This window comes from Pseudescherichia sp. L3, from assembly GCF_024656065.1.
Classification (GTDB): domain Bacteria; phylum Pseudomonadota; class Gammaproteobacteria; order Enterobacterales; family Enterobacteriaceae; genus Pseudescherichia.
In genome coordinates this window covers 2,160,270-2,173,875 of record NZ_JANKYC010000001.1, presented here as the reverse complement: position 1 = coordinate 2,173,875, position 13,606 = coordinate 2,160,270, and the positions used below count along the sequence as shown (strand labels likewise).

Genomic DNA, 13,606 nt, shown 5'->3' with positions numbered 1-13,606 from the left:
ACAGACAAAGGCTAATGACATGGATTTTATCTACTTTCTGATCGACTTTATCCTGCACATTGATGTGCACCTGGCGGAGCTGGTGGCCGAATACGGCATCTGGATCTACGCCATCCTGTTCCTGATTTTATTCTGTGAAACCGGGCTGGTGGTCACGCCGTTTCTGCCGGGCGACTCGTTGCTGTTCGTGGCCGGGGCGCTCTCTGCGCTGCCGAGCAACGATCTCAACGTGCATATGATGGTGATGCTGATGATTGTCGCGGCGATCCTCGGCGATGCGGTGAACTACACCATTGGCCGTCTGTTTGGCGATCGGCTCTTCAGTAATCCCAACTCCAAAATCTTCCGTCGCAGCTACCTCGATAAGACCCATGCCTTCTACGACAAGCACGGCGGCAAGACGATCGTTCTGGCGCGATTTGTGCCGATCGTCAGAACCTTCGCGCCTTTTGTGGCGGGAATGGGGCATATGTCCTATCGTCATTTTGCGGCTTATAACGTCATCGGCGCGCTGCTGTGGGTGCTGCTGTTTACCTATGCAGGCTATCTGTTTGGCGATCTGCCGGTTGTGCAGGAGAATTTGAAGCTGATGATCGTCGCGATTATCGTGCTCTCTATCCTGCCAGGCGTAGTCGAAATTATTCGTCATCGACGGGCGGCATCACGACAGGCAAAATAGGAACCCGGCAACGGTTCGACCACTTTTTTGTCCCAAGTTGCCGACTGTTATGTTTTAATGTGCACCATTTATGGGCTACCAGGTTCATGCAGAAAGGTTATCAATGAGCTGGATTGAACGAATTAAGAGCAATATTACTCCCACCCGCAAGGCAAGCATCCCTGAGGGCGTGTGGACCAAATGTGACAGCTGCGGTCAGGTGCTTTACCGTGCCGAACTGGAGCGTAACCTGGAGGTCTGCCCGAAGTGTGACCACCACATGCGTATGTCAGCGCGTAATCGCCTGCATAGCCTGCTGGATGAAGGGTCCATGGTGGAGCTGGGTAGCGAGCTTGAGCCGAAAGATGTGCTGAAGTTCCGCGACTCTAAGAAGTACAAAGATCGTCTGGCCACGGCTCAGAAAGAGACCGGTGAGACAGACGCGCTGGTGGTGATGAAAGGCACCCTGCACGAGATGCCGGTTGTGGCGGCAGCCTTTGAGTTTGCCTTTATGGGCGGCTCCATGGGCTCGGTTGTGGGCGCACGTTTTGTTCGTGCCGTTGAGCAGGCGCTGGAAGACAACTGCCCGCTGATCTGCTTCTCCGCCTCCGGCGGGGCGCGTATGCAGGAAGCGCTGATGTCCCTGATGCAGATGGCGAAAACCTCTGCCGCGCTGGCAAAAATGCAGGAGCGCGGCCTGCCGTATATCTCCGTGCTGACCGACCCGACCATGGGCGGCGTCTCTGCAAGCTTTGCGATGCTGGGCGATCTCAATATCGCTGAGCCGAAGGCGCTTATCGGCTTTGCCGGTCCGCGCGTTATCGAGCAGACCGTGCGTGAGAAACTGCCGCCGGGCTTCCAGCGCAGCGAGTTTCTGATTGAGAAAGGCGCGATCGATATGATCGTGCGTCGTCCAGAGCTGCGCCTGAAGCTGGCGAGCATTCTGGCGAAGCTGATGAACCAGCCTGCACCCAACCCGGATGCCCCGCGTGAAAGCGTAGTGGTACCGCCGGTACCGGATCAGGAAGGCGGAGTCTGATAAATCAGGAGGCAGGGCCAGCCGGCTCTGCCTTTTTTCTTTTCACACTGGCAGCAATCCCCGGGCACTATGGAAATGAAAAGCACTCCTCAAGCCACGTCGCCCCTGGCCACGTGGCTTTCTTATCTGGAAAACCTGCACGGTAAAACCATCGATATGGGTCTTGAGCGCGTCAGCCGGGTGGCCGCGGCGCTGGATGTCTTAAAGCCCGCACCTTTCGTCTTTACCGTGGCAGGCACCAACGGCAAAGGCACCACCTGCCGCACGCTGGAGTCGATTTTGCTGGCGGCAGGCTACCGGGTTGGCGTCTACAGCTCGCCCCATCTGGTGCGCTATACCGAGCGTGTGCGCGTGCAGGGCGGGGAGCTTCCCGAGCTGGAGCATACCCGTTCGTTTGCCGCCATTGAGGCCGCCCGCGGCGAAACCTCGCTCACCTACTTTGAGTACGGCACGCTCTCGGCGCTGTGGCTGTTTAAGCAGGCCGCGCTGGACGTGGTCATTCTTGAAGTCGGGCTGGGCGGACGTCTGGACGCCACCAACATGGTGGATGCCGACGTGGCAGTGGTCACCAGCATCGCCCTCGATCATACCGACTGGCTGGGGCCGGATCGCGAAAGTATTGGCCGGGAAAAAGCCGGGATCTTCCGCGGCGGCAAACCGGCGGTGGTGGGTGAACCCGATATGCCGTATACCATTGCCGAGGTGGCGAGCGAGAAGGGGGCCAGCCTGCTGCGTCGCGGGGTCGACTGGCACTACGCGGTAGCGGATAATAGCTGGACATTTCAGGATACGGCGGGCGAGCTGAGCGCGCTGCCGCTGCCCCACGTTCCACAGCCGAATGCGGCGACCGCCCTGGCGGCGCTGCGCGCCAGTGGGCTAAAGGTGAGCGAGCAGGCAATCCGCGAGGGCATTGCCAGCGCGATCCTGCCGGGGCGTTTTCAGACGGTGAGCGAGTCGCCAAGGGTGATCCTCGACGTGGCGCATAACCCGCACGCGGCGGCTTACCTTGCTGGACGGCTTGCAGCTCTGCCATCTCACGGGCGGGTACTGGCGGTGGTCGGGATGCTGCACGATAAAGACATCGGCGGTACGCTGGCCTGTCTGGAGCAGTGCGTCGATAGCTGGTATTGTGCCCCTCTGGAGGGGCCACGCGGTGCAACAGCAGAGCAGCTGCTGGCCCATCTGAAAGGCGGGGCGGCATTTGCTGACGTCGAGCAGGCGTGGCGCGCGGCAATGGCGGATGCCAGACCTGAAGATACCGTGCTGGTGTGTGGTTCATTCCACACGGTGGCACATGTCATGGAAGCGATGGACGCGGGGAGAGCAGGTGGCAAGTAAGTTTCAGAACCGTTTAATGGGAACCATTGTGCTGGTGGCGCTGGGAGTAATTATCCTGCCAGGGCTGCTGGACGGGCAGAAAAAACACTATCAGGACGAGTTTGCGGCGATCCCGCTGGTGCCGAAACCGGGCGATCGCGACGAGCCGGACATGATGCCAGCGGCAACGCAGGCGCTACCGGCCCAGCCGCCGGAGGGCGCGGCGGAAGAGGTGCGGGCGGGGGATGCCGCCGCGCCGTCGCTGGAAACGTCTCGCCAGGCGCTAGAAGGCAGCGCGCTGGAGGCAGAGCAGTATCCGGTAGAGACGCCGAAAGCGAAGCCGGTGGAAAAGGCGCAGCCTAAGCCACAGCCACAGCCGCAGCGTGACCGAGCCAGCGAGCAGTTAGCCGCCGCGAACGACGCGCCGGTGGCCCCGCCTAAACCGGCAGCGGAGGAGAAACCTGCGCCAACCGGCAAAGCCTGGGTCGTCCAGCTTGGGGCGCTAAAAAATGCCGATAAAGTCACCGAGATCGTCGGCAAGCTGCGCGGAGCAGGGTATCGCGTTTACACTATTCCAAATACGCCGGTACAGGGTAAAATAACCCGCATTCTGGTCGGCCCGGACGCCTCCAGAGACAAGCTAAAAGGATCGCTCGGGGAGTTAAAACAGCTCTCAGGCTTAAGCGGCGTGGTGATGAACTACAGCGCAAACTGATCCTTTGGCGGGTTAAAAAAAGCGCGGCCGGCAGGCCCATAGAGGCAAAAGGTCTGATGGCGTTGAATATTTTTTCAGCGCCATTTTTATTTTCGCGCGGCACGGAAATCGCTACGCAAACGTTTTCTTTTTCTGTTAGAATGCGCCCCGAACTGGACGACAGGGCGTAAAATCATGGGACACATATGGTCTGGATTGATTACGCCATCATCGCGGTAATAGGTTTTTCCTGTCTGGTTAGCCTGATCCGTGGCTTTGTACGTGAAGCGTTATCGCTGGTGACATGGGGTTGTGCTTTCTTTGTTGCCAGTCATTACTACACTTACCTGTCTGTTTGGTTCACGGGCTTTGAAGACGAACTGGTGCGGAACGGGATTGCTATCGCAGTACTGTTTATCGCAACGCTGATTGTCGGCGCTATTGTTAACTACATTTTCGGCGCGCTGGTCGATAAAACCGGTCTGTCGGGAACCGACAGGGTGTTGGGGATTTGCTTCGGTGCGCTACGTGGGGCGCTGATTGTTGCCGCAATCCTGTTCTTTCTCGATACCTTTACCGGGTTCTCGAAAAGCGATGACTGGCAGCGTTCGCAGCTGATCCCACAGTTCAGTGTTATCATCAGGTGGTTCTTTGACTATCTGCAAAGCTCGTCTAGTTTTTTGCCCAGGGCGTAAGCCCTGCGATGTGGCCTAGCGAGGAAAAGACGTATGTGCGGTATTGTCGGTATCGCCGGTGTTATGCCGGTAAACCAGTCGATTTATGACGCGTTAACGGTGCTTCAGCACCGTGGTCAAGATGCCGCAGGCATCATCACTATCGATGAAAACAACTGCTTCCGTTTACGTAAAGCGAACGGGATGGTTAGCGATGTATTTGAAGCCCGCCACATGCAGCGCCTCCAGGGGAATATGGGTATCGGCCATGTGCGTTACCCCACCGCTGGTAGCTCCAGCGCGTCTGAAGCGCAGCCCTTCTACGTTAACTCGCCGTATGGCATCACGCTTGCCCACAACGGCAACCTGACCAACGCCCACGAGCTGCGTAAGAAGCTGTTCCAGGAGAAGCGTCGCCACATCAACACCACCTCCGACTCTGAAATCCTGCTCAATATTTTCGCCAGCGAGCTGGATAACTTCCGCCACTACCCGTTAGAGGCGGATAACATTTTTGCCGCGATCGCCGCGACCAACCGCCAGATCCGCGGCGCGTACGCCTGCATCGCGATGATTATCGGCCACGGCATGGTCGGCTTCCGCGATCCCAACGGCATCCGTCCCCTGGTGCTGGGCAAGCGTGACATCGGCGACGGCCGCACCGAGTATATGATGGCCTCCGAGAGCGTGGCGCTGGATACGCTGGGCTTTGAGTTCCTGCGTGACGTTGCCCCTGGCGAAGCGGTCTACATCACCGAGAAGGGCCAGCTCTCTACCCGCCAGTGCGCCGACAACCCGGTCAGCAACCCGTGCCTGTTTGAGTATGTCTACTTCGCCCGTCCGGACTCCTTTATCGACAAGATCTCCGTCTACAGCGCCCGCGTTAATATGGGTAAAAAACTGGGGGCGAAGATTGCCCGCGAGTGGGAAGATCTCGACATTGACGTGGTGATCCCGATCCCGGAGACCTCCTGCGATATCGCGCTGGAGATTGCCCACATTCTGGATAAACCCTACCGTCAGGGCTTTGTGAAGAACCGCTACGTTGGCCGCACCTTTATCATGCCGGGCCAGCAGCTGCGTCGTAAATCTGTACGCCGTAAGCTGAACGCTAACCGCGCCGAGTTCCGCGACAAGAACGTGCTGCTGGTGGATGACTCCATCGTGCGCGGCACCACCTCGGAGCAGATCATTGAGATGGCACGCGAAGCCGGGGCGAAGAAAGTTTACCTCGCCTCAGCAGCACCGGAGATCCGCTTCCCGAACGTCTACGGCATCGATATGCCAACCGCGAACGAGCTGATCGCCCACGGGCGTGAAGTGGACGAGATCCGCCAGATCATCGGCGCTGACGGCCTGATCTTCCAGGACCTCAACGATCTCATCGACGCGGTACGCGCCGAGAACCCGGATATCCAGCAGTTTGAGTGCTCAGTGTTCAACGGGATCTACGTGACCAAAGACGTGAACCAGCAGTACCTCGACTATCTCGACTCTCTGCGCAATGACGATGTCAAAGCCGTGCAGATGCAAAACGATCTCGAAAGCTTAGAGATGCATAACGAGGGTTAACTCTCGCGCGCCCTGCGTTCGCAGGGCGCTTCAACGTTGCAACGCCCGCTATAATCCGGCAAAGTCCTCTCACGAAAGTAAAAGGACGGGAATATGAAACGACTGATTATTGGCATCTCGGGTGCCAGCGGGGCCATCTATGGCGTGCGTCTGCTGCAGGTGCTGCGCGACGTGGCTGAAGTGGAAACCCATCTGGTCATGAGCAACGCCGCCCGCCAGACGCTGGCGCTGGAGACCGACCTCTCCCTGCGTGACGTACAGGCGCTCGCCGACGTGGTGCATGACTCGCGTGATATCGCCGCCAGCATCTCCTCCGGCTCGTTTAAAACCGCTGGTATGGTGATCCTTCCCTGTTCCATCAAAACCCTCTCCGGCATCGTTCACAGCTATACCGACAGCCTGCTAACGCGTGCGGCGGACGTGGTACTGAAAGAGCGCCGCCCGCTGGTGCTCTGCGTACGGGAAACGCCGCTGCATCTCGGCCATCTGCGGCTGATGACGCAGGCAGCGGAGCTGGGCGCGGCGATCATGCCCCCGGTCCCTGCCTTCTATCATCGCCCACAGACCCTCGATGACATCATCAACCAGACGGTGAATCGCGTTATCGATCAGTTCGACATTGACCTGCCGGAAGATCTCTTTACCCGCTGGCAAGGACCCGCTGCGTCAAAATAGTGCATCTCACCTGGATTGCCCTGTTTCAGGGCAAATCTGCAAGCGCGATCATATCCTCAACATTTAACCGCTGTTTTCAGTTTGTAACGCTGCGGTTCATTTGGCAGACCTGCTATCTTTCACCCTAACGGTAATGCTGCAACCTTTTATTAACATTTCTGACGGCGATTATTATTCGTCATGAGAAAGTGGCATAAGACGTGCAAGCATCAGCGGGTAACACAACACAATGTATACAACAACAACACGCAATAGATAATAAAATCAGAAACTCGAGGGTAATGTATGAAGAAGACGGCTGTAGCTCTCTCTTTACTGCTGGGACTCTCCAGCGCCGCCAGCGTTTACGCTGCGCTTCCTCAGACCGTGCGCATTGGTACGGACGCGACCTATGCGCCATTCTCGTCTAAAGACGCGAAGGGTGAGTTTGTCGGCTTTGATATCGACCTCGGCAACGAGATGTGCAAGCGTATTCAGGTTAAGTGCACCTGGGTGGGCAGCGATTTTGACGCGCTGATCCCCTCCCTGAAAGCCAAGAAAATTGATGCCATCATCTCTTCTCTCTCTATTACTGAAAAGCGCCAGCAGGAGATCGCCTTCTCCGATAAGCTCTACGCCGCCGATTCACGTCTGATTGCCGCCAAAGGCTCGCCGATCCAGCCGACCATTGAGTCGCTGAAGGGCAAGCACGTTGGCGTGTTACAGGGTTCAACTCAGGAAGCCTTTGGCAACGCCAACTGGCGCAGCAAAGGCATTGATGTGGTTGCCTACCAGAACCAGGATCTGATCTACTCTGACCTTGCCGCCGGTCGTCTGGACGCCGCCCTGCAGGATGAGGTTGCCGCCAGCGAAGGCTTCCTTAAACAGCCTGCCGGGAAAGAGTTCGCCTTCGCCGGTCCGTCGGTAAAAGATAAAAACTTCTTCGGTGACGGTACCGGGGTTGGCCTGCGCAAAGACGATACCGAGCTGAAGGCCGCGTTCGACAAAGCGCTGGGGGAAATCCGCAAAGACGGTACCTATGACAAAATGGCGAAAAAATACTTCGACTTTAACGTTTACGGTGACTAAGTGACGGTACGCCTTTGCACCAGGGTGGTGATCCAGCATGGTGCATTGATGCGGTTGATGCCTTACGGCGGTGCGGTAAACGTACTTAAGTCAGGCAACGGGACCTAAAACAGCATAGTTAAGCAGTGGCGCTGCAAAAAAAAGCGCCCGGCAGGGCAGAATATTTTGCCTTGCCGGGCCGAATAATGGCACGATAGCCGTACCGTATTCTGTGCAAAATCCCGTTAAAAGACCGTCAGTTGAGGATGTTTATGAATAAGTTGGTATTATCGCTTTCTCTGGTACTTGCTCTTTCCAGCGCGTCCAGCGCTTTCGCTGCTGTTCCGCAAAAACTGCGTATTGGCACCGATCCTACCTATGCGCCGTTCGAATCGAAGAATGCGCAGGGTGAATTAGTGGGTTTTGATATCGATCTGGCTAAAGAGCTGTGTAAACGCATTAATACCCAGTGTACCTTCATTGAGAACCCGCTGGATGCGCTAATCCCCTCGCTGAAAGCGAAGAAAATCGATGCCATCATGTCGTCGCTCTCGATTACCGAGAAGCGCCAGCAGGAGATCGCGTTTACTGACAAGCTTTATGCAGCAGATTCACGTCTGGTAGTGGCGAAAGCCTCTAATATTCAGCCGGACCTGTCGACCCTGAAAGGCAAACGCGTCGGCGTTCTGCAGGGCACCACCCAGGAGACCTACGGCAACGAACACTGGGCGGCGAAAGGCGTTGAGATCGTCTCCTATCAGGGCCAGGACTCTATCTATGCCGACCTGACCGCAGGCCGTATCGACGCCGCATTCCAGGATGAAGTGGCCGCCAGCGAAGGTTTCCTGAAAACCCAGGCAGGCAAAGAGTACAAATTTGGTGGCCCGTCGATCAAAGATGAGAAGCTGTTTGGCGTGGGTACCGGCATGGGCATTCGCAAAGAGGATAACGAGCTGCGCGAAGCGCTGAACAAAGCCTTTGCCGATATGCGTGCCGACGGCACCTACGAAAAGCTGGCGAAAAAGTATTTCGATTTTGATGTTTACGGTGGCTAATCCCCACCTGTGACAAACGTGCGGCCCCTCCCATCGCGGGAGGGGAAAAGACACGGCAGACACTACACACCACGGGGCAGGCTGCATGCTGTACGGGTTTTCTCAAGTTATATTCCAGGGCGCTGTTGTCACGCTGGAGCTGGCGCTCAGCTCCGTTGTGCTGGCCGTGCTGATCGGCCTGGCGGGGGCAGGGGCCAAGCTCTCTCATAGCCGCCTGCTGGCCGCTATTTTTGAAGGCTACACCACGCTTATCCGTGGCGTGCCCGATCTGGTGCTGATGCTGCTCATCTTCTACGGGCTGCAAATCGCGCTGAACAGCGTCACCGATGCCGTCGGCATGGCACAGATTGATATCGATCCGATGATCGCCGGTATCATCACCCTCGGCTTTATCTACGGAGCCTACTTTACGGAAACCTTTCGCGGAGCGTTTATGGCCGTGCCGAAAGGGCATATCGAGGCGGCGACCGCCTTTGGCTTTACCAGCGGACAGACCTTTCGCCGCATCCTCTTTCCGGCCATGATGCGCTACGCCCTGCCGGGAATTGGTAACAACTGGCAGGTGATCCTCAAGGCCACCGCGCTGGTGTCGCTGCTGGGCCTGGAAGACGTGGTCAAAGCCACCCAGCTTGCCGGGAAAAGCACCTGGGAGCCGTTCTACTTCGCCGTGGTCTGCGGACTTATCTACCTGGTATTTACCACCGTCTCTAATGGGGTGCTGCTTCTGCTCGAACGCCGCTACTCCGTGGGCGTGAAGAGGGCTGACCTGTGATTGAAATTATTCAGGAGTACTGGCGCGCCCTGCTGTGGACCGACGGCTACCGCTTTACCGGCGTGGCAATCACTCTCTGGCTGCTGATCCTGTCGGTGGTGATGGGCGGCATCCTCGCGCTGTTTCTCGCCATCGGGCGCGTCTCCAGCAACAAATTTATCTGCTTTCCTATCTGGCTGTTTACCTACATTTTTCGCGGCACGCCGCTCTACGTCCAGCTGCTGGTCTTCTACTCCGGGATGTACACCCTGGAGATTGTAAAGGGCACGGAGCTGCTGAACGCCTTTTTCCGTAGCGGCCTCAACTGTACGGTGCTGGCGTTAACGCTCAATACCTGCGCCTACACCACCGAGATTTTTGCCGGCGCGATCCGCTCGGTGCCGCACGGCGAGATCGAGGCGGCGCGGGCCTACGGCTTCTCGTCGGTGAAGATGTACCGCTGCATTATTCTGCCGTCGGCGCTGCGCATCGCGCTGCCTGCCTACAGCAACGAAGTGATCCTCATGCTGCACTCGACGGCGCTGGCCTTTACCGCCACCGTCCCGGATCTGCTGAAAATCGCTCGTGATATTAACTCGGCCACCTACCAGCCCTTTACCGCGTTTGGTATTGCCGCCGTGTTGTACCTGATCATCTCCTATGCGCTGATTAGCCTGTTCCGCAAAGCGGAAAAACGCTGGCTGAAGCATATGAAACCTTCTTCGACGCACTGAGAATACGATGTCCGAGAATAAATTAAACGTTACAGATCTGCACAAGCGCTACGGCGAACACGAGGTGCTGAAAGGGGTATCGCTGCAGGCTAACGCAGGCGATGTGATCACCATTATCGGCTCGTCGGGATCCGGCAAGAGTACCTTCCTGCGCTGCATTAACTTTCTTGAGAAACCAAGCGAAGGCACGATTGTGGTGAGCGGGCAGAACATCACCCTGGTGCGGGATAAAGACGGCCAGCTGAAGGTGGCTGATAAGCATCAGCTGCGCCTGCTGCGTACCCGCCTGACCATGGTGTTCCAGCACTTTAACCTCTGGAGCCACATGACGGTGCTGGAGAACGTGATGGAAGCGCCGATTCAGGTGCTGGGGTTAAGCAAGCAGGAGGCGCGGGAGCGGGCGGTAAGGTATCTGGCGAAGGTCGGCATCGACGAGCGTGCCCAGGCGAAATACCCGGTGCACCTCTCCGGGGGCCAGCAGCAGCGCGTCTCGATTGCCCGCGCGCTGGCGATGGAGCCTGAGGTGCTGCTGTTTGACGAGCCGACCTCGGCGCTGGATCCTGAGCTGGTGGGCGAAGTGCTGCGCATCATGCAGAAGCTGGCAGAAGAGGGGAAAACCATGGTGGTCGTGACTCATGAGATGGGCTTTGCCCGCCACGTCTCTTCTCACGTGATCTTCCTGCATCAGGGGAAAATTGAGGAGGAGGGCAAGCCGGAGGCGCTGTTTGACAATCCGCAGAGCCCACGCCTGCAGCAGTTCCTTAAAGGCTCGCTGAAGTAATGCTCCGGCCCTCTTCTTAACCGGGGAGGGCTGAGCTGAACGCCTGGTCAGTCAGACGGTAAACCCAGTCATCGTGAAACACGCCGTTCAGGCGATAAACCTTCTGCAGGATCTCCACCCGGCTAAACCCTAGCTTCTCCAGCACGCGTTGCGAGCCGACGTTCCCTGCCAGCACCCACGCATTGAGCGCCGTGACGCCCGCTTCGTTAAACGCGTAGTGACACAGGGCGCGCAGGGCTTCGCTGGCGTAACCCTGACCCTGAGCCCAGGTGGCAATGCTGTAGCCGACGTCTGCCTCCTGCGGGTTCGCTCCCGACCGGCTCAGACCAATATCCCCCAGCGCGGCTCCAGTGTCCTGCTGGCGAATGACAAACGCCCCGGCGTCGATCAAACGCGCATTAAATACCCGACGAATATCCTGCTGCGAGGCGATATCCGCCATAAAACGCATAATGGCCGGATCGCGGCGCAGGCGCAGGAAAAACGGCCAGTCAGACTCCTGAAAGGGAGAGAGGCTCAGGCGGGGAGTGGTCAGCGTCAGCATTGGAATCATCATTCTGGTGAATATGTCGATTACATTATCACCAGAATGATAAGTTGGTACTATTTATTTTAACGATTCAGCGCAGTACGTCTGCAAGGGCTTCATCCAGATCGTACCAGCGAAAACCAAACCCGGAGGCCTCCAGACGCTTGGGCAGCGCACGCTGGCCGCCGAGCACCAGCACCGACGACTCACCCATCAGCAGACGCACGGCGCTGGCTGGCGCGCGCATAAAGGCGGGACGGTGCAGGGCATGGCCGAGGGCATGGGCGAAGCGTTCGTTATGCACCGGGTAGGGGGAGACCATATTAAACGGGCCGCGCAGATCGTTATCCAGCAGCCAGAGAATGCCGTTGACCATATCATCGATATGGATCCAGGCCAGATACTGTCGTCCGCTGCCGATCGGGCCGCCGAGGCCGAGGCGGAACACCGGCAGCATTTTCGCCAGCACGCCGCCTTTCGGGGCAAAGACCACGCCGGTGCGCAGCAGGCAGACGCGGGTCTGGTCGCTCAGCGCGCCGCAGGCAATTTGCTCCCAGCGAGCGCAGAGCTTATGGGTAAACTCATTGTGCGGCGGCTCCTCTTCGGTCACGACTACCTCACCGAGATCGCCGTAGTAGCCCGTTGCCGATCCGGAGATCAGCACCGAGGGCGGCGTAGCGCTAGCCTTGATCAGATCCACCAGCTTCTGGGTGATCTCCCAGCGGCTGTTGCACAGGCGCACTTTTTGCGCCTCGCTCCAGCGTTTGTCGGCAATCGGCTCGCCCGCCAGATTAATTACCGCGTCGATGTCGTTGAGATCGTGGCGATCGTCAAGTCCTTTGCTGAAGGTCACACCATCCCCCAGCGTGCGGCGTGCCCGCTCTGGGCTGCGGGTAATCACCGTTACTGAATGCCCCAGCGCCAGCAGGCGAGGAACAAGATGGCTGCCAATCAGGCCGGTACCGCCGGTAATTAAAATCCTCATGCAACCTCCAGGGCTGCGCTTAACGTCGCCAGCTCATACTCATCGACACCGAGTCGGCATAACGTAGCGCGTAAAGTTTATCGATCTCCACTTCAGCATAGGTAACCCAGTGATGTTCGCGTGCGATATCAAGCACATCCTGAGTTAATTTTTCCAGCAAAAAGAAGCGATTATTTTCAATATGCTGAATGATGTTTTTAGTGATGGTGCGGTAGTTCAGGGCATCGTTGATATCCTCACTAGCCCGCGCTTTGTCCGCGGGGTAGTGGATAACCACGTTGACCACGATATCCTGGCGGTTTGCTATCTCCTCATCTTTGATGCCGATAAAGGTCCGCAGGCGCAAATTTTTTATTCGTATGACAGCGTCTGGTTGCGACATGATAAATTCCCTCTGTGTAGTGATCGGCAATATCATACACGAGGTTAAACGGCCTGCCCACGCGGGCGAGACGGCTAATTCTGCGCAATTTTTTGCATCGCCCGCAGGGTGGCGGGGCGGGTGCGAATGCGCTCGAACCAGTTGTTTACCGCCGGGTAGCTGCTGAGGTTGATCCGCTGGCGCTCGTGGGCATTGATCCACGGCCAGGCGGCGATGTCGGCGATGCTGTAGTGCTCGCCGCCCAGCCAGGGCACGCGCTCAAGACGCTTGTTCATCACGCCGTAGAGACGCTGGGTTTCAACCTGAAAACGCTCGATAGCGTAGGGCACTGGCTTGGGCGCAAAGTAGTTAAAGTGGTGATTTTGCCCGAGCATCGGCCCCAGACCGCCTACCTGCCAGAAGAGCCACTGTAGCGTCAGATGCCGCTCGCGCAGCTCGCCGCTGAGCAGCATGCCGCTCTTCTCTGCCAAATAGAGCAGGATCTCCCCTGATTCAAACAGGCTAAGCGGCGCACCACCGTCGACAGGGGCATGGTCTACGATGGCGGGAATTTTATTATTCGGCGAGATCTCCAGAAAGTCAGGACGAAACTGATCGCCTTTGCTGATATCGACGCGGATCAGACGGTAATCCAGCTCCGCCTCTTCCAGGAATAGCGTAATTTTGTGACCGTTAGGGGTGGGCGCGTAATAGAGATCGATCATCTCAGCTCC

At 57.5% G+C, this 13,606-nt stretch carries 16 protein-coding genes; 12 read left to right on the top strand and 4 right to left on the bottom strand.

The annotated features are described in order from the left end of the window. Nucleotides 1-19: 19 nt before the first annotated feature. From NR795_RS10560 to hisP, 12 genes are all read left to right on the top strand, one after another. Nucleotides 20-679: a DedA family protein gene (locus tag NR795_RS10560; RefSeq protein WP_144816913.1), complete on the top strand. Its 660-nt coding sequence runs from the start codon at nucleotides 20-22 to the stop codon at nucleotides 677-679. A gap of 103 nt (nucleotides 680-782) precedes the next feature. Next, nucleotides 783-1,697, top strand: a complete 915-nt coding sequence (accD, locus tag NR795_RS10555; RefSeq protein ID WP_144816916.1) for an acetyl-CoA carboxylase, carboxyltransferase subunit beta — start codon at nucleotides 783-785, stop codon at nucleotides 1,695-1,697. Nucleotides 1,698-1,766: 69 nt separating this feature from the next. Continuing rightward, nucleotides 1,767-3,035 carry a bifunctional tetrahydrofolate synthase/dihydrofolate synthase gene (folC, locus tag NR795_RS10550; protein ID WP_257758174.1) on the top strand — a complete coding sequence of 423 codons (1,269 nt, stop codon included), beginning with the start codon at nucleotides 1,767-1,769 and terminating at the stop codon, nucleotides 3,033-3,035. Next, on the top strand, nucleotides 3,025-3,729 hold the full coding sequence (dedD, locus tag NR795_RS10545; protein ID WP_144816920.1) for a cell division protein DedD: 705 nt from the start codon (nucleotides 3,025-3,027) through the stop codon (nucleotides 3,727-3,729). Before folC ends, dedD begins: the two co-directional genes overlap by 11 nt. Nucleotides 3,730-3,914: 185 nt before the next feature. Further along, entirely contained in the window at nucleotides 3,915-4,403 is a 489-nt protein-coding gene (gene cvpA, locus NR795_RS10540; protein WP_144816923.1) for a colicin V production protein, read from the top strand. Between the two features lie 33 nt (nucleotides 4,404-4,436). Next, nucleotides 4,437-5,954: an amidophosphoribosyltransferase gene (gene purF, locus NR795_RS10535; RefSeq protein WP_042389531.1), complete on the top strand. Its 1,518-nt coding sequence runs from the start codon at nucleotides 4,437-4,439 to the stop codon at nucleotides 5,952-5,954. A gap of 93 nt (nucleotides 5,955-6,047) precedes the next feature. Next, nucleotides 6,048-6,629: a UbiX family flavin prenyltransferase gene (locus NR795_RS10530; RefSeq protein ID WP_144816925.1), complete on the top strand. Its 582-nt coding sequence runs from the start codon at nucleotides 6,048-6,050 to the stop codon at nucleotides 6,627-6,629. Between the two features lie 285 nt (nucleotides 6,630-6,914). Further along, nucleotides 6,915-7,697, top strand: coding sequence for a lysine/arginine/ornithine ABC transporter substrate-binding protein ArgT (argT, locus tag NR795_RS10525; RefSeq protein ID WP_144816928.1), 783 nt, complete (start codon nucleotides 6,915-6,917; stop codon nucleotides 7,695-7,697). A gap of 251 nt (nucleotides 7,698-7,948) precedes the next feature. Further along, nucleotides 7,949-8,731: a histidine ABC transporter substrate-binding protein HisJ gene (gene hisJ, locus NR795_RS10520; RefSeq protein WP_144816930.1), complete on the top strand. Its 783-nt coding sequence runs from the start codon at nucleotides 7,949-7,951 to the stop codon at nucleotides 8,729-8,731. Nucleotides 8,732-8,816: 85 nt separating this feature from the next. After that, complete coding sequence (locus NR795_RS10515; RefSeq protein WP_144816932.1) at nucleotides 8,817-9,503, top strand: histidine ABC transporter permease HisQ; 687 nt, start codon at nucleotides 8,817-8,819, stop codon at nucleotides 9,501-9,503. Further along, a complete protein-coding gene (locus tag NR795_RS10510; protein WP_144816934.1) occupies nucleotides 9,500-10,216 on the top strand; it encodes an ABC transporter permease in 717 nt (238 codons plus the stop codon). The genes NR795_RS10515 and NR795_RS10510 overlap by 4 nt, the downstream gene beginning before the upstream one ends. A gap of 7 nt (nucleotides 10,217-10,223) precedes the next feature. Continuing rightward, entirely contained in the window at nucleotides 10,224-10,997 is a 774-nt protein-coding gene (hisP, locus tag NR795_RS10505) for a histidine ABC transporter ATP-binding protein HisP (protein ID WP_144816936.1), read from the top strand. Between the two features lie 16 nt (nucleotides 10,998-11,013). On the opposite strand, the gene NR795_RS10500 is transcribed toward hisP, so the two are convergent. The 4 genes from NR795_RS10500 to yfcG form a co-directional block, all read right to left on the bottom strand. Continuing rightward, complete coding sequence (locus tag NR795_RS10500; RefSeq protein WP_257758173.1) at nucleotides 11,014-11,541, bottom strand: GNAT family N-acetyltransferase; 528 nt, start codon at nucleotides 11,539-11,541, stop codon at nucleotides 11,014-11,016. A gap of 76 nt (nucleotides 11,542-11,617) precedes the next feature. Beyond that, entirely contained in the window at nucleotides 11,618-12,511 is an 894-nt protein-coding gene (locus NR795_RS10495) for a TIGR01777 family oxidoreductase (protein ID WP_257758172.1), read from the bottom strand. Between the two features lie 19 nt (nucleotides 12,512-12,530). After that, nucleotides 12,531-12,893, bottom strand: a complete 363-nt coding sequence (gene folX, locus NR795_RS10490) for a dihydroneopterin triphosphate 2'-epimerase (protein ID WP_042389544.1) — start codon at nucleotides 12,891-12,893, stop codon at nucleotides 12,531-12,533. 74 nt (nucleotides 12,894-12,967) lie between these two features. Beyond that, complete coding sequence (gene yfcG / locus NR795_RS10485; protein WP_144816943.1) at nucleotides 12,968-13,597, bottom strand: GSH-dependent disulfide bond oxidoreductase; 630 nt, start codon at nucleotides 13,595-13,597, stop codon at nucleotides 12,968-12,970. Nucleotides 13,598-13,606 lie beyond the last annotated feature (9 nt).